The organism is Ruegeria sp. AI3 (assembly GCF_056541245.1).
The window spans coordinates 84,502-103,454 of the sequence record NZ_JBQFYA010000012.1; the positions used below are offsets into that span (position 1 = coordinate 84,502).

The following is an 18,953-nucleotide window of genomic DNA, read 5'->3' on the forward strand; positions in this document are numbered from 1 at the left end:
GTAGACACGCATCCCTGTCGCAGAGGGTTTTAATCCCTGCAGCGATGACTAGCGCGCTGAAACGGTCATCGCTGAACCGAATGACGCTCTGCCACTCACCATCTAAGCGGGACGAATTGTCCGAAATTCTCGAAGGTCACGCTTGAACATACTGTTGATGAACAGTACCCAAAGCGCATGCAAATCATCCGGGACTTCCAGTATATCGAGCCAGAAGATCGCGGCGCCAGCGTGGCGATCGGGAACTTTGATGGCGTCCATGTGGGGCATCAGTCGGTTATCGAGCTGGCGCGCAATGCGGCTCCGAATGCACCTCTGGGCGTGCTGACGTTTGAACCGCATCCGCGTGAGTATTTTGCGCCCGATACGCCTCCGTTTCGATTGATGCGCGGGAACGCGCGGGCACACCGGCTTGAGAAGCTGGGTGTGCAAAAGCTCTATGAACTGCCCTTCAATGCCGCTTTGGCCGGGCTGACCCCCGAGGAATTCGCGCGCAATGTGATCTGCGACGGTTTGGGCTTGTCTCATATCGTTGTGGGTGCCGATTTCTGCTTTGGCAAAGGGCGGGTTGGAACGGCGCAGGATATGGTGCGCTTTGGCGAGCAAATGGGGTTCGGTGTGACCATCGCCCCCTTGATGGAGCGTTCCGAGAACGTCGTCTCTTCGACCGCGATCCGCACCGCGCTCAGCGAAGGCCGACCTGGCGATGCGGCGACGATGCTGGGCCATTGGCACCGCATCGAAGGCGAGGTCATCGGCGGCGAGCAGCGCGGGCGCGAGCTGGGCTTTCCCACTGCAAACATGTCGATCGAGGGCCTGCACCCGCCGAAATTCGGTGTTTATGCGGTACTGGTTGATGTTTTGGACGGCCCCAACAAGGGCTCCTACCAAGGCGCGGCGTCGATTGGCGTGCGGCCCATGTTCAATGGTGAGGTCCCCAATATAGAGACCTTCCTGTTTGATTTCTCCGGCGATCTTTACGGTGCAACCCTCTCGGTCGGATTGGTCGAGTTCCTGCGGCCTGAAATGAAGTTCGATGGTCTGGACGGGCTGATCGCCCAGATGGATGCCGATTGCGCGAAGTCGCGCGAGATTCTGGCGGCTCGATGAGCGTGGATCCGATCAACCGCGCGGACCTGCCCCCGCGTTTTTGGGAGCGCAAACCACTGCGCAGGATGAACCAGCGCGAGTGGGAGGCGCTCTGCGATGGGTGCGGCAAATGTTGCCTGAACAAGCTGGAAGACGAAGACACGGGCGAGGTCGCGCTGACCTGTGTTGCCTGCCGTCTTTTGGACGATGAAAGCTGCCGTTGCACCCAGTATGACATCCGGCACCAGTTCGTGCCCGAATGCATCGTCATGACGCCAGAAAACATCGACTCGCACGCCTACTGGCTACCCCAAACCTGCGCCTATCGCCTACTGTGGGAGGGTAAGCCTCTCTATGATTGGCACCCCTTGCTGTCTGGCACAGCCGATAGCGTTCATGCCGCCGGCGTCTCGGTTCAGGGGCGTACCGTGTCCGAGTTCGAGACCCCCATGGAAGAGTGGGAAGACTATATCATTGAGGAGCCGACCTGATGTATTTCGCTTCCGATAATTCCGGGCCTGTCCATCCGCAGGTACTGGCAAAACTGGCCGAGGCCAATCAGGGCTATCAGATGGCCTATGGGGCTGACGCGCTGATGAATGAGGTCCGAGACCGCCTTCGCAGCATTTTCGAAGCCCCCGGCGCGGCGGTCTATCTGGTGGCGACCGGAACGGCAGCGAATTCACTGGCGCTGGCCACCCTCTCCAACCCGTGGGAGACGATCTTCTGCTCTCCGGTCGCGCATATCCACGAGGATGAATGCAATGCGCCCGAATTCTATAGCGGAGCGAAGCTGACCCTAGTACCCGGCTCCGACAAGATGACCCCCGAGGCCCTGCACCGAACGATTTCGGTAGAAGAAACACGTGGTGTGCATGGACCGCAACGAGGACCGGTGTCCATCACACAAGTGACCGAGCGAGGGTCGGTTTATTCGCTGGACGAATTGCAAGCGCTGTGTGCGGTTGCGAAGGAGTATGACCTGCCGGTGCATCTGGATGGGGCGCGGTTCACGAACGCTCTGGTCGCGTTGGGATGTTCACCGGCCGAGATGACATGGAAGGCTGGCGTGGATGCGGTCAGCTTTGGCGGCACCAAGAACGGGTTGATGGGGGTCGAGGCGGTGATCTTCTTCGACGAATCCAAAGCCTGGGAGTTCGAGCTGCGCCGCAAACGCGGGGCGCATTTGTTCTCGAAGCACCGGTATCTGTCTGCCCAGATGGCAGCCTATCTGGACGATGATCTTTGGCTGACATCTGCCCGTCAGGCGAATGCAAACTGTGCTCGTCTGGCTGAGGGTCTTCGGGCGAAAGGAGCCGATTTCCTGCATGAGCCGCAGGCCAACATGATCTTCGCCTCCTTCCCGCGCGCCAAACACCGCCAGCTTCATGCGGCGGGCGCGGTCTATCACCTGTGGGGGGCGCAGTTGGAAGGCGAAGATGAGTCAGAGCCTCTGCCCTGCCGTCTGGTCTGCGACTGGTCGATCAGCCATGAACAGATCGACCAGTTTCTATCCCATCTGTAGGCTCAGCCTTTCAACTCGGCCAAATGTTGGTCGAGGTCGTCAAGGCTGTCCTGCCCCCAGAACCGCTGACCATCCGGCGTGATGTAGAACGGAGCGCCGAAAGCGCCGCTCTCCACAGCCTCTTCCAAATTGGCAGCGTAGGTCTCGGCCCCCACCAAAAGACCGCTATCGGCCAGATTGGCATCGAACCCGGCTTGCGTCAGACAGTCACGGATCACGTCGTCCTGCGCAACGTCTTTCTCTTCAGCCCAACAGGCCCGCAGCAGGGATTGGCATAGTTTACCCACATCCCCCGATCCATCTTTGGCCGCCGCAATCACAGCGTAAGAGGACGGAGCCATATTGGTCGGCCAATGCGCCGGTTTCAGGTTGAACGGTACGCCTAACTTTTTCGCGACCCGCACCAAATTCTGTGCGCGGTATTCAATACGGGAAATATGCCGGTCTTTTGGTGGCGTCCCGCCCGTGCGCCCGAACAGCGCCATGATGTCCAGCGGTTTGTAATTGATCGTCGCGCCATGCTTGGCTGCGATCTCCTCCAGCCGTGTGCCCGCCAGATAGGTATAGGGTGAAATTGTCGCAAAATAGTAGTCAATCTGGGTCATATGCACTTTCTCCGCTGCGTTGTCTTTGCGGAACGGTAAGGCCATGCTAAGCGGTGTCAACATCACGAATCTGTCACATTGCCAACGCTGCCCGGGGACTCCAGCCGATGCCGACACTCCACGAACCCAAGCTGATTGCTGGGAACGCTAACCTTCCGCTTGCCGAAACCATTTCACGCCGCATGAGCCTGTATCGTGGCGTTGATCAGGGCCTGGTCGATGCCCGCGTCGAGCGCTTCAACGACGGCGAGATTTTCGTCGAGGTATTCGAGAACGTCCGTGGCGAGGATATGTTCATCATCCAGCCGACCTCAAACCCGGCGAATGACAACTTGATGGAGCTGCTGATCATCGCCGACGCGTTACGCCGCTCGTCTGCGCAGCGCATCACCGCCGTGATCCCTTACTTTGGCTACGCCCGTCAGGACCGCCGCACCAAAGCGCGCACACCGATCTCGGCCAAGCTGGTCGCCAACATGCTGACCGGCGCAGGGATCGAGCGGGTTCTGACCATGGACCTGCACGCGGCCCAGATCCAGGGCTTTTTCGACATCCCGGTGGACAACCTTTATGCGTCGCCGATCTTTGCCCTGGATGTGAAAAACCAGTTCAAAGACAATATGGATGAGATCATGGTGGTCTCACCCGACGTCGGCGGCGTGGCCCGTGCACGCGAACTGGCCAAGCGGATCGAAGCCCCCCTGTCGATCGTCGACAAACGCCGCGAAAAGGCCGGTGAAGTGGCTGAGATGACCGTCATCGGCGATGTCAAAGACAAGATCTGCCTGATCGTCGATGACATGTGCGACACTGCTGGCACCCTGTGCAAAGCGGCGCAGGTGCTGCTGGACAACGGCGCGAAAGAGGTCCACTCCTACATCACTCACGGCGTCATGAGCGGACCCGCGGTTGAACGTGTGACGAATTCGGTGATGAAATCTCTGGTTCTGACCGACACGATCCAGCCGACAGATGCGATCCTGAAAGCCAAAAACATCCGCATCGTGCCGACCGCGCCGATCTTTACCCAGGCCATCCTGAACATTTGGAACGGTACCAGCGTCTCGTCCCTGTTCGAGGACAAGACCCTGACCCCGATCTACGAATCCATGTACCAGATGGACTGACCTGACAGGGCGGCTTGCGATAGCCGCCCTTTTCTTTTTAGCAGCGGCAGATTAGGACGCCCCTGCCCTTTCTCTACCACCATACAGCGGGACAGCGTTCTTATGACTGACACCAAACGCGTCGTTCTTTCCAGCGACCACGCCGCCATCGACCTGCGTCAGACCCTAGCCGCACATATCGCCCAAGCCGGGTGGGAGGTCGTCGATATCGGCCCCACCACGCCTGAAAGCACGCATTACCCTCTGCACGGCAAGGCTGCGGCTGAACGTGTCGCCTCGGGCGATTGTGCGTTGGGTATTCTGCTGTGTGGCACAGGCCAGGGGATCATGATGGCAGCGAACAAGGTTCCGGGTATCCGCTGTGGCGTCTGCTCGGATTCGTTCTCGGCCCGGATGATCCGCCAGCACAACAACGCCAACATGTTGTCCATCGGTGCGCGCGTCATTGGCGAGGGTCAGGCCCTCGATATCGTAGACGCGTTTCTGACGGCCGAGTTCGAAGGCGGCCGCCATGCAACACGCGTGGACATGATCGAAGACTGATCAAAGCATTGGCCCGCATGACCTGCGGGCCATGGCACCGGCCTTATGAGATGTCCCAATCATCCTCATGGGCAACTTCACCAATAGCCGTCCATGAGGCCCGGATACGCGCGATCTTCGTGTCGGACCAAGTTCGAAACACAGCCGTGAACCCTTCGGCCGTGATCTCTTCGGCCTGCACCTCGGCGCGCAGGGCCGAGGAAGTATCCACATCCCACAAAGACACTCCGATCTGGATCAACGGAGCTGACCGGAACGACTGGCTGAATTTCACCGGGGAACGACGCTCACGCGGACCATTGCCCGTCCACATGTCGCCGCCGTTCGAAAAGTCCGAGAACAGAACCGTCTCGCCTTGGTCAATACCTATAGGATGGGTTCGAAAAGTCTTCATATTATTACGTCTTTAACTCGTAATTACCGGAACTTATTCCACAGTTATCTCACAATCACGACAAAAAAACGGCCCCGCAAAAGCGAGGCCGTTCAATTCTTCTGCAGGTGAACCTGTTACAGGCTCATATGCGTTCCAAGGGCTTCCATATCGGCCAGCAGCTTGGCGGCTTCGTCGACGATGGACTGATCATCGCCTTCCTTGGCCGCATCATGCGAGGCACGCGCGTCGGCGATCAGGTCATCGAGATGCGACCGGGTCACTTCGGCAACCGGAATGGCCTTTTCGGCCAGAACCGACAGGCCATCACCGTTGATCTGAGCAAACCCGCCGGTCACCAGATATTCACTGGTGCCTTCGGGCGCGTCGACCTTCAGGATGCCCGGGCGCAGCGTCGTGATCGTAGGGGCATGATCGGGCATTGCCGTCATGTCCCCGTCCGCGCCGGGTAGCTGGACCGCGGTGGCCGCGAGCGAAGCGAGGCTCCGCTCGGGGCTGACGAGGTCGAATTGCATTGTATTTGCCATCAGGGATACTCCTTAGGCGGCTTCTGCGGCCATCTTCTCCGCTTTGGCGATCACTTCGTCGATCCCACCAACCATCAGGAAGGCCGCTTCGGGCAGGTGATCGTATTCGCCGGCCACAACAGCTTTGAACGATGCGATGGTCACGTCCAGAGGAACCTGAACGCCCGGCGAACCGGTGAAGACTTCGGCAACGTCGAACGGCTGCGACAGGAAGCGCTCGATCTTACGGGCGCGGGCAACGGTCAGTTTGTCTTCTTCCGACAGTTCGTCCATGCCGAGGATGGCGATAATGTCCTGCAGCGACTTGTAGCGCTGGAGGATCTGCTGAACGTCGGTCGCAACCGCGTAGTGCTCTTCACCAACGATGGCCGGGTCCAGCAGACGCGACGACGAGTCGAGCGGGTCAACAGCCGGGTAGATACCCTTTTCCGAGATCGCACGGTTAAGAACGGTGGTCGCATCCAAGTGAGCAAACGAGGTGGCCGGCGCGGGGTCGGTAAGGTCGTCCGCAGGAACGTAGATCGCCTGCACCGAGGTGATCGAGCCCGACTTGGTCGAGGTGATGCGTTCTTGCAGAGCACCCATGTCGGTCGCCAGTGTCGGCTGGTAGCCCACCGCCGAAGGAATACGACCCAGCAGAGCCGAAACCTCGGAGCCCGCTTGCGTGAAGCGGAAGATGTTGTCGACGAAGAACAGAACGTCGGTACCGGACTGGTCGCGGAACTGCTCGGCCAGGGTCAGACCTGTCAGAGCAACACGTGCACGCGCACCCGGAGGTTCGTTCATCTGACCGTAAACCAGCGCAACCTGCGATTCCGACAGGTTGTCAGGCTTAATAACGTTCGATTCGATCATCTCGTGGTAAAGGTCGTTCCCTTCACGGGTCCGTTCACCAACACCCGCGAACACCGAGAAGCCCGAGTGCACTTTTGCGATGTTGTTGATCAGTTCCATGATCAGAACGGTTTTACCAACGCCGGCACCGCCGAACAGGCCAATTTTACCGCCCTTGGCGTAGGGGGCCAGCAGGTCAACAACCTTGATGCCGGTGACCAGGATTTCCGACTCGGTCGACTGTTCGTCGAACTCAGGTGCGGGCTGGTGGATCGCGCGGGCTTCAGTTGCTTCAACCGGGCCTTTTTCGTCAATCGGCTCGCCGACAACGTTCAGGATGCGGCCCAGAGTTGCGTTACCAACCGGAACCGAGATCGGTGCGCCGGTGTCGGTTACAACTTCGCCACGGACCAGACCTTCGGTCGCGTCCATCGCGATGGTGCGGACAGTGTTTTCACCCAGGTGCTGAGCAACTTCCAACACTAGGCGCTTGCCGTTGTTGGTGGTTTCCAGCGCGTTCAGAATTTCAGGCAACTGATCTTCGAACTGCACGTCGACGACGGCCCCGATGATCTGTGTGACTTTGCCTTTTGCATTCGCCATGTTTCGTCTCCGGTTTTCTTACAGCGCTTCGGCGCCGGAAATAATTTCAATCAGCTCGTTGGTGATCACGGCCTGACGCGAGCGGTTGAACTGGATCGTCAGCTTGTCGATCATTTCACCCGCGTTGCGTGTCGCGTTGTCCATCGCGGACATCCGTGCACCCTGTTCAGACGCTCCGTTTTCGAGCAGAGCCGAGAAGATCGCGGTCGCAACCCCCTTGGGCAGCAGGTCGGCCAGAATGGCTTCTTCGCTGGGCTCGTAGTCGAAGATGGCACCGCTGTCGTCACCTGCCGCTTCGTCTTCGAACGAGGCGGGGATAACCTGCTGTGCCGTCGGGATCTGGGTCACAACGTTGACGAACTTCGAATAGAAGATCGTGGCAACATCGAACTCACCCGCATCGAAGCGAGACAGGACGTCCTTCGCGATGTCTTGCGCATTGGTGTAGCCAATACGTTTGACTTCGCTCAGGTCGACATGACCTACGAACAAATCGCCCAGATCGCGCTTGAGCGCGTCGCGGCCTTTTTTGCCAACGGTCAGAACTTTGACCGTTTTGCCTTTGCCGCGCAGCTCTTCCGCTTTGGCGCGGGCCAGCTTGGCGATGTTCGCGTTGAAGCCGCCACACAGGCCGCGTTCAGCTGTCATCACAACCAGCAGATGGACATCGTCACTGCCCGTACCACGGAGCAGCTTGGGGGCGCTATCGCTGCCCCCGACCGAAGCCGCCAGCCCCGCCATCACGGCATTGAACCGCTCGGCATAGGGGCGCGAGGCTTCGGCAGATTCCTGGGCGCGGCGCAGTTTTGCAGCCGCGACCATCTGCATGGCCTTGGTGATCTTGCGGGTCGATTTGACCGACTCGATCCTATTTTTAAGGTCCTTCAGACTAGGCATCGGAACCTCCTCTTATGCGAAGGTCGCGGCAAATTCGTCGATCGCTGCCTTGATCTTGTCGGACGCTTCACCTTTGATCTTCGGATCTTCGTCGGTGAGCCATGTCAGCAGGTCAGCATGCTTGCCGCGCAGGTGCGCCAGCAGACCGGCCTCATAGCGGCCAACATCCGATACGTCGATCTTGTCGAGGTAACCATTGGTGCCGGCGAAGATGACGCAGACGATTTCCGCGTTGGTCAGCGGCGAGTACTGCGGCTGTTTCATCAGCTCGGTCAGACGCGCACCGCGGTTCAGCAGCTGCTGAGTTGCGGCGTCGAGGTCAGAACCAAACTGCGCAAACGCAGCCATTTCGCGGTACTGAGCCAGCTCCAGTTTAACCGGACCAGCAACCGATTTCATCGCGTTGGTCTGAGCCGAGGAGCCCACACGCGAAACCGACAGACCGGTGTTCACAGCAGGACGGATGCCCTGGTAGAACAGTTCGGTTTCCAGGAAGATCTGACCGTCGGTGATCGAGATCACGTTGGTCGGAATAAACGCCGAAACGTCACCACCCTGAGTTTCGATAACCGGCAGAGCGGTCAGCGAGCCTGCACCGAAATCTTCGTTCAGCTTCGCCGAACGCTCCAGCAGACGGGAGTGGAGGTAGAAAACGTCACCCGGATACGCTTCGCGGCCCGGCGGGCGGCGCAGAAGCAAGGACATCTGACGATAGGACACAGCCTGTTTCGACAGGTCATCGTAGATGATCAGCGCGTGGCGGCCATTGTCACGGAAGTATTCTGCCATCGCGGTCGCAGCGTAAGGTGCCAAGAACTGCATCGGCGCCGGGTCGGACGCGGTTGCGGCCACAACGATCGAGTATTCAATCGCGCCAGACTCTTCCAGCTTCTTCACCAGCTGTGCAACGGTCGAACGCTTCTGACCAACCGCAACGTAAACGCAGTACAGTTTCTTCGACTCGTCGTCGCCTGCTGCGTCGTTATAGACTTTCTGGTTCAGGATGGTGTCCAGAGCCACAGCAGTTTTGCCGGTCTGACGGTCACCAATGATCAGTTCCCGCTGGCCACGGCCGATCGGGATCATCGCGTCGACCGATTTCAGGCCGGTTGCCATCGGCTCGTGCACCGATTTACGCGGGATGATGCCAGGGGCTTTAACGTCTGCAATGCCACGCTTGGAAGCATTGATCGGGCCTTTGCCGTCCAGCGGATTGCCCAGACCGTCCACAACGCGGCCCAGCAGTTCATCACCGATCGGAACGTCCACGATCGAGTTGGTGCGCTTAACAGTGTCACCTTCTTTGATGTCACGGTCAGAACCGAAGATAACGACACCAACGTTGTCGCTTTCCAGGTTCAGAGCCATGCCCATGATGCCACCGGGGAATTCTACCATCTCACCGGCTTGCACATTGTCCAGGCCGTATACACGGGCAATCCCGTCACCGACGCTCAGCACGCGGCCGATCTCGGCCACTTCGGCTTCCTGACCAAAATTCTTGATCTGGTCCTTCAGGATTGCAGAAATCTCTGCAGCTTGGATTCCCATTTATCCGACCTCTTTCATTGCATTCTGTAGGGAGTTGAGCTTCGAACGGATCGAGCTATCGATCATTTTCGAGCCCACTTTAACGACAAGACCGCCGATGAGGCTTTCATCCACGGTCGCATTGATAGTCACGGTCTTGCCCACACGCTCAGACAGCGTTTTGGACAGTTTTTCCATTTGCGTCTTGGTCAGTGCCTTGGCCGAGGCGACATCGGCGGTTACTTCGCCGCGCTCTTCGGCCAGCATGTCGCGAAGGACCTGCACCAGCTGCGGCACGACGAACAGGCGACGCTTCTGTGCCATCAGACCCAGCGTGTTGCGCAGGATGGCGTTCAGCCCCATCTTGTCAGCAACAGCGGCAATGGCGTTTTCCTGTTCGGCGCGGGAAACCAGCGGAGATGCGATCAGGTCGCGCAGATCGGCGCTTTCGCCCAGTGCTGCTGCAAGATCATTGATGCCGGATTCCAGACCTGCAAGGTCTTTGTTCTCTTTTGCGATCTCGAAAATCGCGGTGGCATAGCGCTCGGCGATGCCTGTGGAAATCGAAGCTGGTTCGGACACGTCCACCCTTCCGATACTTAGGCCCCGAAAACCGCGCGCGCAGCCAACCCGGGGGCGTGAAGATACCCCGTCCTTGAAGGGCGGGGATCAAAATCACCGGGGATGTATCAGAGGTGCTTCCACCAAGCAATACGCGATAGCGGTAACTGAATTATCCACAAATCGTTAGTTTTCATAAGCTTAACCCAAGTGCGACCGTTTGGACCCCTCGGCGCAGTTGAAAAATGTTACTGATTTGCAGGTTTTTGCGATTCCTGTGACTTTTTTCCCGCATTTTTTCCCGATGACTGCGCGGAATCGTCACGCCGGCTTCAGCAAACCGTCCAGCGCTTTGATCGGACGTTTCACCTTGTCTTTGGTGACCGTACCGCTTGGCGGGCGGATCAGCTTGCTGACCTCAACCATCAGCACGCCTCCGGCCATTACGGTGGGAATGCGCTGGCCGGTTTTTTCGATCAGGCTACCCGATTTTAGCCAAAACCGCCGGAACGAGGGCGGAAGATACAGCGCGGAACAGTGGTTTTCAGGCACGAAATGATGGCTGCGCAGGAGGTTCTCGAGTTGCGTGGCCGAATATGGGTGACCAAATCCGAACGGTGTCCGGTCGGACCGCGACCACAGCCCCGCCCGGTTCGGCACTACAAAAAGCGCTCTGCCCCCCGGCCCCAACACGCGCCAGCATTCCTCAAGCACCTTGCTGGGCTGTTCCGAGGTCTCAAGCCCGTGCATCACCACCAGCTTGTCCACGTGGCCCGTCTCAATCGGCCAAAGCGTCTCTTCGGTCAGGACCGAGACATTGGGCATCCCGGCAGGCCAGGGCATCACCCCCTGAGGACCCGGCATCAATCCGACAACCCGCCGCGCGTCGGCGAGGTAGGGCCGCAGAAGAGGGACCGCAAAGCCAAATCCGGCCACCGTCTGGCCCTTCGCCTCGGGCCAGAGGTCGATCAGCCGACCACGAATCGCAGCCTGCGCCGCACGGCCCAGCGTGCTGCGATAGTAGAAATTCCTCAGATCCTGCACATCAAGATGCATTGCGGACACCCGGTCAATCGGCTTAGCTGAGGCGCAGTCTAGCAACGAAAGGGCAAAAGGCCATGCCTCTTGAGATCGTAACCATCCCATGTCTCAGCGATAATTACGCGTTTCTTGCGCATGATGCCCAGAGCGGCGCGACCGCGCTGATCGACGCACCCGAAGCCGGGCCCATCCTGGCCGAGTTGGAGGCGCGCGGCTGGGCCCTCAGCCATGTCTTGCTGACCCATCACCACTGGGATCACGTCGATGGGCTGCCCGGAATTCTTGAAAAACACCCGGCCAAGGTGATCGGAGCAGCAGCTGATGCACACCGCCTGCCCCCGCTCGACCAACAAGTCAGCGACGGTGAGAACTTTGAGATCGCAGGTGAGCCAGTTCAGGTAATAGATGTCTCGGGGCACACTTTGGGTCACGTCGCCTATTACATGCCGCAAAGTGCCGCTGTCTTCACTGCGGATAGCCTGATGGCGCTGGGATGCGGGCGCTTATTCGAAGGCACGCCAGAGCAGATGTGGCGATCACTCAGCAAGCTTGCGGCGCTGCCGGATGACACGCTGGTCTGTTCGGGCCACGAGTACACCCAGTCTAACGCCAAATTCGCCGTCACTGTCGACCCAACCAACACGGCGCTACAACAGCGCGTCGTCGATATCGACCGCGCGCGCGCCGCGGGGCAGCCCACGGTGCCCTCGAAACTGGGTCTGGAAAAAGCAACCAACCCGTTCCTTCGAGCCGAAGATCCGGCGATTCTGGCCCATTTGGGCATGGAAGGCGCGGACCCGGTTGCTGTTTTTGCCGAGATCAGGGGTAGAAAAGACAAATTTTGATGCCTATTTGACCATCCTCACGGCCACTCTCACGACAAATGTGACTGTCAAGTGAAAGAAAACCCTTGAAGCCGGGCGTCGATCAACCAAACTCTAATAGTATGAGGACATGGTTGGGATGGGGATCCGGCCGCAAGCCTGCCCCCTTCTGACCCAAGACAGAGGAGCACCCGCGTGCCTTCATTCTCGAGCACTTTGGAACAAGCCATTCACGCAGCTCTGGCAGCGGCGAATGAACGGCGACATGAGTTTGCTACGTTAGAGCATCTACTACTGGCGTTATTGGAAGAGCCTGACGCAATCCGGGTCATGAAAGCCTGCAGCGTCGATCTGGACGAATTGCGCAGCACATTGGTCGAATTCATTGATGAGGATCTGTCGAACCTCGTCACCGATATCGACGGGTCCGAGGCCGTGCCAACGGCAGCATTCCAGCGCGTCATCCAACGCGCGGCCATTCACGTGCAAAGCTCGGGTCGGACCGAGGTCACAGGCGCGAACGTACTGGTCGCCATCTTCGCCGAACGCGAAAGCAACGCCGCTTACTTCCTGCAGGAACAGGACATGACCCGGTATGACGCGGTCAATTTCATTGCGCACGGCGTCGCGAAAGACCCGGCCTATGGTGAAAGCCGCTCGGTCTCAGGCGCGGATCAGGTCGAAGATGAAGTGCAAGCCACTGCCAGCGACGAAGATCAAAAAGAAAGCGCCTTGGGTAAATATTGCGTCGATCTGAACGCCAAATCGCGCGCAGGCGATGTGGACCCGCTGATCGGTCGCGCCGATGAGGTCGAGCGCTGCATTCAGGTGCTGTGCCGCCGCCGGAAGAACAACCCGCTGTTGGTAGGCGACCCCGGCGTGGGCAAGACGGCGATTGCCGAAGGTCTGGCGCATAAGATCGTTGCGGGCGAAGCCCCTGATGTACTGTCGAACACCACCATTTACTCGCTCGATATGGGCGCTTTGTTGGCCGGAACCCGCTATCGCGGCGATTTCGAAGAGCGTCTCAAAGCGGTCGTGACCGAGTTGGAAGATCACCCCGATGCGGTGCTGTTCATTGACGAAATCCACACCGTGATTGGTGCCGGGGCGACCTCGGGCGGGGCCATGGACGCATCCAACCTGCTGAAGCCTGCGCTTCAGGGGGGCAAGCTGCGCACTATGGGTTCGACTACCTACAAAGAATTCCGTCAACACTTCGAAAAAGACCGCGCGTTGAGCCGTCGGTTCCAGAAAATCGACGTGAACGAGCCTTCGGTTGAAGACAGCGTGAAGATCCTGCGCGGTCTGAAGCCCTATTTTGAAGAGCATCACGCCATCAAATACACAGCGGATGCGATCAAAACCGCTGTGGAACTCTCGGCGCGCTATATCAATGACCGTAAACTGCCGGACAAGGCGATCGACGTCATCGACGAAGCGGGTGCCGCGCAGCATTTGCTGGCCGAAAGCAAGCGTCGCAAGACAATCGGTGTGAAGGAAATCGAGGCCGTCGTCGCCAAGATCGCCCGTATCCCGCCGAAGAACGTCACCAAGGACGATGCGGTGGTTCTGAAAGACCTCGAAGCTTCGTTGAAACGGGTGGTCTTCGGACAAGATGACGCCATTGTGGCCTTGGCCAGCGCGATAAAACTGGCGCGCGCCGGGCTGCGGGAACCTGAAAAGCCCATCGGCAACTACCTGTTCGCCGGTCCGACCGGTGTGGGTAAAACCGAAGTGGCCAAACAGCTGGCCGACAATCTGGGCGTGGAGCTTTTGCGCTTCGACATGTCGGAATACATGGAGAAACACGCGGTCAGCCGTCTGATCGGGGCGCCTCCGGGCTATGTCGGGTTCGACCAGGGCGGTCTACTGACCGACGGCGTCGACCAACATCCGCATTGTGTACTGCTGCTCGATGAAATCGAGAAGGCGCATCCGGACGTGTTCAACATCCTGTTGCAGGTGATGGACCATGGCGAGCTGACCGATCACAATGGCCGCACAGTGAACTTCCGTAACGTGGTGCTGATCATGACTTCGAACGCGGGTGCACAGGAACAGGCGAAGGCCGCCATCGGCTTTGGCCGTGACCGTCGCGAGGGCGAAGACACCGCCGCGATCGAGCGGACGTTTACGCCGGAATTCCGCAACCGTCTGGACGCGGTGATCTCGTTCGCGCCGCTACCGAAAGAGGTCATCCTGCAGGTGGTCGAGAAGTTCGTTCTGCAGCTTGAGGCGCAACTTCTGGATCGCGGCGTGACTATCGACCTGACGCCCAAGGCCGCCGCATGGCTGGCCGACAAAGGCTATGACGACAAGATGGGCGCCCGTCCTCTGGGCCGCGTGATCCAGGAACACATCAAGAAGCCTCTGGCCGAAGAGTTGCTGTTTGGCAAACTCGCCAAGGGCGGTGTTGTTCGTGTCTCGGTCAAGAAAGGCGATCTACACTTGGATATCCTCGGCCCCGATCAGCCGCGTATTCCGGGCAACAAGCCTCCACTTTTGACGGCGGATTGATTGCAGATCATCGAATCAGAAAAACCCGCCAGTGTTTGGCGGGTTTTTTCATGTCGAAAACCCTTGTGGTCAAAGTCCGTTTGTCACAGCCCAGTTTGGATTTGACGCGCTGAAGCAGTATTGGCGACGGCCCATTTTCCCCGAACCGCCCAATAGCCGGATAGCAGGCTGGACGCATGGCGCATTCCTAGCTGACCTTGAAACAACGCCGACAGCACAGCGATGCTCAGATCGCGGGCTTTACGCAGCCTCCCCGCTTTGGTCGGCCTAAAGTACTCAAAATCGATGAACCTGATCTGCTGCCCGTCCCAGCACATATCGCGAAAGGCAGGGCGGCCATGGGCAATATCTGACGCATGAAGCCGCGCCAAGGCCCGGCCTGCGGCGCGACAGGCTGTTTGTTTTTTGAAAAGCTCACGGGAACGATCACCGCAAAACCGGGTCAGGCTGAGACCCGCATCCTCGACGGCGATGAAATCCGAACCCTCGGCCAAGATGCGCGGCACCGGCACGCCTTTGTTCCACAAATAGCGATGCGACGTCCGATCCCTGGCAAACGCCGCCTGAGGGCAGCCTTTGACCAGCCAGAGAAGGGGTGCAAAGCGCTCAACCCGTTTAAGCCAGAACTTGTCTCCGCCCGCGGTCTGGCACAACACCACCCGTCGGTATGAAGCTCGCAAAACCGTTTCAACCGTTTGGTACAGGTCTGCTACCCTATGGGCCACGCGCGTCTCCTCTCAACCTATGACAGTAATCTAGGTTTGAGGTGGGTGTGTTTCATCGGGTGCAGGCGGCAAATCCAGATCGCAAAGGCGGTTTTTCGCCACGCGAGGGCCTTAGCGCTCAGTCAGTTTCAACTCAATTCGCCGGTTCTGTGCCCGCGCCTCGGGCGTGTCTTCCGGGTTGACAGGCTGGAACTCTCCGAACCCGTTGGCGGCCAAGCGATTGGGTGGAATGCCCAGCGCTTCGACCATATAGCGCACGACGGAGAGCGCCCGCCCCTGGCTCAGTTCCCAGTTGTCGCGATACCGACCCGACCCGGCCAAGGGCACGTTGTCGGTGTGGCCATCCACCCGGATCACCCAGTTCAGACCTTCCGGGATTTCGGCAGCAACTGTGCGGAGGATCTCAGCGACTTTGGCGACCTCCTGCCGGCCTTCCAGCGACAACACGGCAGAACCTGTGGCGAACAGCACCTCAGAGGAGAACACGAACCGGTCGCCTTCGATCCGCACGCCATCCTGATCACCCAACACATCGCGAAGGCGGCCGAAGAATTCCGACCGGTAGCGTTGCAAATCCTCGGCCTGCGCCGCGAGTTCCTCATTCTGTCCGGCCAGTGCTTCGGCCTCAGCCTCTAGGCGTTGACGCTCGGCCTCTTCCAGCAGGCGGCGGCGGCGTTCCTCGGATGCGGCGCGGGCCAGAGCCGCGTTCAGGTCCTGCCCCAGAGACTGGATTTGAATTTCAGCGGCCGTATTGCGGTCCTCGTAGTCATCCAGCAGCGCCTGAAGCGATCCCAATTGTCCGCGCAATGCTGCGATTTGCTGGTTCAACAAAGCGGCCTCGCGCTGCGCCTTTTCTGAGACCGCTTGTTCCGCCGAAAGCGTCTCGCGAGCCACGGCCAGCAATGCATCGCGCTGTTCCGCCAAGGAACGCTGGGATGCTGCGTCTTCCTGCGCCTCGGCCTGCGCTGCCAGAGCGGCCTGCAACTGGGCCTCCAGCTCTTCCGCATTCAACTCGCCAAACTGTCGTTCCAGTTCTGCGCGGGCTGCATTTGCTGCGGCCAAAAGGGTCAGGGTATCCTCAGCCTCCTTGCGCTGCGCCTCAAGCGCTAGGGTCATGGCGGTCAGTTCCGCATCGGCGTTCTGCAGGCGATCCCTAAGAGCTTCGGCAGCGGCGGCCTCTGCCAGCCTGCCAGCCTCTTCTGCACTTAGCTGATCTTCGAGTTGAGCAATCTGCGCCGCGCGTTCCTCACCGCTTTGTTCCAAATCTGCGACCAGAGCCTCCAGCGCCTCACGGCGGGCTGCAGCAAGGCGGGCGGCTTCGGCTTGGGCGTCGATTTCTTCGCGGCTTTGCGCCAAGGCCTGATTCAGACTTTCGCGTTCGCCCAAAAGATCCGCCCGTTGCGTCTCAAGCGCCGCAATCGCGTCTTGCGCCCGCGCCTGGTCAGCCAACAGCGCCGCAACCTGAGCCTCAAATCCGGTAATCTGGCTTTGCGCCTCAGCCAGACTATCTTCCGTTTCGGTCAGTGTGGCATTCAAGGCCCCCAACCGCGCTTGCAGGCGGCTATTCTCACGCTCTTCCAACCCTAAAGCACCAGCCAGCGCAGCAACTTCATCCGCGAGGGTCGTCAGCTCATCCTCCTGACCCGAGATCGTCTCACGCAGCACGAATTGGATGACCATGAAGATGGTCAGCACGAAGGTCAGAACCATCAACAGACCCGTCATCGCATCGACGAAACCGGGCCAGACAGAGCCCTGGAACCGTTGACCAGTGCGGCGGGAGAGGGCCATTGGTTATTCCCCCTCGTGCGTGGTTCGAACTGCGCCGCGTGGCAGGGTCAGAGCCTTCACTAGCAGTTCGATATCCTTGCGGAATTCGTTCATGCTGTCCTGACGACCGGCAGAGATCTCTTCGAGGATGCGCAGCAACTGAACATCCATCGACCGCAGGCGCATCCGGCTTTCTGCATCGACGCCCTCGCCCGCCCCATGTTCGCGCATGTGATCCAGCAAGGCGTCCTGCCCCAACGCAACACGCTCCAACGCGGCAGCAACGCCTTCGTTATCCGCCTGACGCTGGTTCATTTGCCCTATGACAGTGACCAATTGACCAAGCTTATTGGACACGTCGGCCCGCTCGGCCTCCTGCGCCGAGAACAGATCCTGTAGTGCGTTCATCTGATCCGACATGGCGTCCAGAACAGGCGCCAGAACGGCGACCTCAGCCCCACCGTCCTCGCCCGAGGCGAATCCGACCCGGGTGATGCCCGACAGCCATTCCTCAAGCTCGCGGTAGAAACGGTTCTGTCCGTGGCCAGCGAAGACCTCCAACAGGCCCACGATCAATGACCCGGCAAGGCCCAGCAAGGAGGAGCCAAACGCAACGCCCATCCCCTGCAGTTGCGCCTCAAGGCCCGTCATCAGACGGTTGAAAACGGCCAGCCCCTCTTCCCCTTCTTGCGGGTTCAGGCTGCGGATGGTGTCGACAATGGCGGGCACCGTGGTAGCGAGGCCAAAGAACGTCCCCAAGAGGCCTAGATAGATCAGAACGTTGGTGATGTAGCGCGTGATCTCACGCTCTTCTTCTACCCGTTCCGCCACCGAATCCAGAATGGACCGGGTCGAGGTGGAACTGATCTGCGACCGCGCACCGCGTTCCCGCAGCAGCGAGGCCAATGGCGCAAGCAATTGAGGGGTGCGCGCATCCTCATGCACCACGCCGCCCACAAAGGCCTCGATCCAGCGAACCGAGCCGATCAGCTGCGCGACCTGATAGAAACAGGCAAACACGCCGATGATGAACACCAGCAAGATGAAGCCGTTCAGATAGGGATTCGCAAAGAAGACCGGCAGCACATAGGGCAGCGCAAGAAACACCCCGAGGCCCGACAGGCCGATTGCGATCAGCATCAGAAGAATCTGCCTGATCGGTTGCGAGAAATGCGGTCTCGCGCCCTGTTGTGCCTGCGCCATGCGCGTTATTCCTGGTTCTGCCTGCTCTGGCCTGAATCTAGCGAAAAGACGCCGATGACGCCAAGGGTTTATGCGGTGATGCTGCGCACCCGTTGCGACAACCACTCAAGATCGGGATCGTGCAGGCCGATCTCGGCCAGATGCTCGGTGGTGTTATACAGATATTCAGTGTTGGGACCGCGCCCGCCAACGGCATGAGCGATGATCTGCGCCTGTTCTTCCAAGGGCATGCCGCCGCAATATTGAACGTGATCTGCATCAATAACATAGGTCACGGCATTTACGACCTCACCATTGTCCAAATGCACGTCCAGCATCTTTTCGACATAGGCCGACGAAATCAGCTCGCGCTCACGCAGTTCGTGTAGGGTGCGGTCCTCATGCCCAGCTTCCACGGCCAGCGCCAAACCTTTGCACTGCGCCTCAGGCTGTTCGTCCAAAGCCAGCACAAGGCCGGGGTGGTCCTCGGTGCCGCGATGGTGGATCGAACTCATGCAGAAAGAGCGCGCATATCCGTGCAGCATCGCAAGCTCGGTGCGTGCCACGGGAAAGCCCGGGTTCCACAGTAGCGATCCATATCCGAAAACCCACATCGTCATTGCTCTGGTCCTTGCCCGTTTGGGCCTATAAACATC

The 18,953-nt window shown here is 59.2% G+C and carries 19 protein-coding genes; 7 read left to right on the forward strand and 12 right to left on the reverse strand.

Going from position 1 to position 18,953, the window contains the following annotated elements; genetic code table 11:
• The first annotated feature begins 177 nt into the window (after window positions 1–177).
• From ACRZ95_RS17465 to ACRZ95_RS17475, 3 genes are read left to right on the forward strand one after another with little or no spacing between them, the layout of a single operon-like run.
• Window positions 178–1,110: a bifunctional riboflavin kinase/FAD synthetase gene (locus ACRZ95_RS17465; protein WP_170680354.1), complete on the forward strand. Its 933-nt coding sequence runs from the start codon at window positions 178–180 to the stop codon at window positions 1,108–1,110.
• The gene (locus ACRZ95_RS17470) at window positions 1,107–1,580 is read left to right on the forward strand and encodes a YcgN family cysteine cluster protein (protein WP_170680352.1); all 474 of its coding nucleotides are present in this window, start codon (window positions 1,107–1,109) and stop codon (window positions 1,578–1,580) included. Before ACRZ95_RS17465 ends, ACRZ95_RS17470 begins: the two co-directional genes overlap by 4 nt.
• Entirely contained in the window at window positions 1,580–2,614 is a 1,035-nt protein-coding gene (locus tag ACRZ95_RS17475; protein WP_170680350.1) for a threonine aldolase family protein, read from the forward strand. Before ACRZ95_RS17470 ends, ACRZ95_RS17475 begins: the two co-directional genes overlap by 1 nt.
• A gap of 2 nt (window positions 2,615–2,616) precedes the next feature.
• Here the strand turns inward: ACRZ95_RS17475 and ACRZ95_RS17480 are convergent, their stop codons facing one another.
• Window positions 2,617–3,219 carry a 2-hydroxychromene-2-carboxylate isomerase gene (locus ACRZ95_RS17480; RefSeq protein ID WP_170662254.1) on the reverse strand — a complete coding sequence of 201 codons (603 nt, stop codon included), beginning with the start codon at window positions 3,217–3,219 and terminating at the stop codon, window positions 2,617–2,619.
• Window positions 3,220–3,326: 107 nt separating this feature from the next.
• On the opposite strand from ACRZ95_RS17480, the gene ACRZ95_RS17485 reads away from it, so the two are divergent.
• The gene (locus tag ACRZ95_RS17485; RefSeq protein ID WP_170637503.1) at window positions 3,327–4,346 is read left to right on the forward strand and encodes a ribose-phosphate pyrophosphokinase; all 1,020 of its coding nucleotides are present in this window, start codon (window positions 3,327–3,329) and stop codon (window positions 4,344–4,346) included.
• A gap of 102 nt (window positions 4,347–4,448) precedes the next feature.
• Window positions 4,449–4,889 carry a ribose 5-phosphate isomerase B gene (gene rpiB / locus ACRZ95_RS17490; RefSeq protein WP_170680348.1) on the forward strand — a complete coding sequence of 147 codons (441 nt, stop codon included), beginning with the start codon at window positions 4,449–4,451 and terminating at the stop codon, window positions 4,887–4,889.
• A gap of 43 nt (window positions 4,890–4,932) precedes the next feature.
• Here rpiB and ACRZ95_RS17495 read toward each other — a convergent pair whose 3' ends face one another.
• The 7 genes from ACRZ95_RS17495 to ACRZ95_RS17525 form a co-directional block, all read right to left on the reverse strand.
• Window positions 4,933–5,283 (reverse strand): H-type lectin domain-containing protein, encoded by a 351-nt coding sequence (locus tag ACRZ95_RS17495; protein WP_170374626.1) that lies wholly within the window; start codon window positions 5,281–5,283, stop codon window positions 4,933–4,935.
• Window positions 5,284–5,399: 116 nt separating this feature from the next.
• Window positions 5,400–5,810 (reverse strand): F0F1 ATP synthase subunit epsilon, encoded by a 411-nt coding sequence (locus tag ACRZ95_RS17500; RefSeq protein WP_170374624.1) that lies wholly within the window; start codon window positions 5,808–5,810, stop codon window positions 5,400–5,402.
• A 12-nt stretch (window positions 5,811–5,822) separates the two neighbouring features.
• Window positions 5,823–7,247, reverse strand: a complete 1,425-nt coding sequence (gene atpD, locus ACRZ95_RS17505; protein WP_170460468.1) for a F0F1 ATP synthase subunit beta — start codon at window positions 7,245–7,247, stop codon at window positions 5,823–5,825.
• An 18-nt stretch (window positions 7,248–7,265) separates the two neighbouring features.
• On the reverse strand, window positions 7,266–8,144 hold the full coding sequence (locus tag ACRZ95_RS17510) for a F0F1 ATP synthase subunit gamma (protein ID WP_170374620.1): 879 nt from the start codon (window positions 8,142–8,144) through the stop codon (window positions 7,266–7,268).
• 12 nt (window positions 8,145–8,156) lie between these two features.
• On the reverse strand, window positions 8,157–9,695 hold the full coding sequence (gene atpA / locus ACRZ95_RS17515) for a F0F1 ATP synthase subunit alpha (RefSeq protein ID WP_170680346.1): 1,539 nt from the start codon (window positions 9,693–9,695) through the stop codon (window positions 8,157–8,159).
• Complete coding sequence (locus ACRZ95_RS17520; RefSeq protein ID WP_170374616.1) at window positions 9,696–10,256, reverse strand: F0F1 ATP synthase subunit delta; 561 nt, start codon at window positions 10,254–10,256, stop codon at window positions 9,696–9,698.
• 300 nt (window positions 10,257–10,556) lie between these two features.
• The gene (locus tag ACRZ95_RS17525; protein ID WP_170680344.1) at window positions 10,557–11,291 is read right to left on the reverse strand and encodes a methyltransferase domain-containing protein; all 735 of its coding nucleotides are present in this window, start codon (window positions 11,289–11,291) and stop codon (window positions 10,557–10,559) included.
• A 62-nt stretch (window positions 11,292–11,353) separates the two neighbouring features.
• Here ACRZ95_RS17525 and gloB point away from each other — a divergent pair, with 62 nt between their 5' ends.
• Together gloB and clpA are read left to right on the forward strand one after the other, a co-directional pair.
• Window positions 11,354–12,121, forward strand: a complete 768-nt coding sequence (gene gloB / locus ACRZ95_RS17530) for a hydroxyacylglutathione hydrolase (RefSeq protein ID WP_170680342.1) — start codon at window positions 11,354–11,356, stop codon at window positions 12,119–12,121.
• A 174-nt stretch (window positions 12,122–12,295) separates the two neighbouring features.
• Window positions 12,296–14,620 (forward strand): ATP-dependent Clp protease ATP-binding subunit ClpA, encoded by a 2,325-nt coding sequence (gene clpA / locus ACRZ95_RS17535; protein ID WP_170460457.1) that lies wholly within the window; start codon window positions 12,296–12,298, stop codon window positions 14,618–14,620.
• Window positions 14,621–14,703: 83 nt separating this feature from the next.
• Here clpA and ACRZ95_RS17540 read toward each other — a convergent pair whose 3' ends face one another.
• From ACRZ95_RS17540 to ACRZ95_RS17555, 4 genes are all read right to left on the reverse strand, one after another.
• A complete protein-coding gene (locus ACRZ95_RS17540) occupies window positions 14,704–15,345 on the reverse strand; it encodes a phosphotransferase (RefSeq protein WP_170680340.1) in 642 nt (213 codons plus the stop codon).
• A 111-nt stretch (window positions 15,346–15,456) separates the two neighbouring features.
• Window positions 15,457–17,136 carry a peptidoglycan -binding protein gene (locus ACRZ95_RS17545; protein WP_170680338.1) on the reverse strand — a complete coding sequence of 560 codons (1,680 nt, stop codon included), beginning with the start codon at window positions 17,134–17,136 and terminating at the stop codon, window positions 15,457–15,459.
• 3 nt (window positions 17,137–17,139) lie between these two features.
• Window positions 17,140–18,318: a biopolymer transporter ExbB gene (locus ACRZ95_RS17550; protein ID WP_170680336.1), complete on the reverse strand. Its 1,179-nt coding sequence runs from the start codon at window positions 18,316–18,318 to the stop codon at window positions 17,140–17,142.
• Between the two features lie 68 nt (window positions 18,319–18,386).
• Window positions 18,387–18,917 (reverse strand): gamma-glutamylcyclotransferase, encoded by a 531-nt coding sequence (locus ACRZ95_RS17555; RefSeq protein ID WP_170643156.1) that lies wholly within the window; start codon window positions 18,915–18,917, stop codon window positions 18,387–18,389.
• Window positions 18,918–18,953 lie beyond the last annotated feature (36 nt).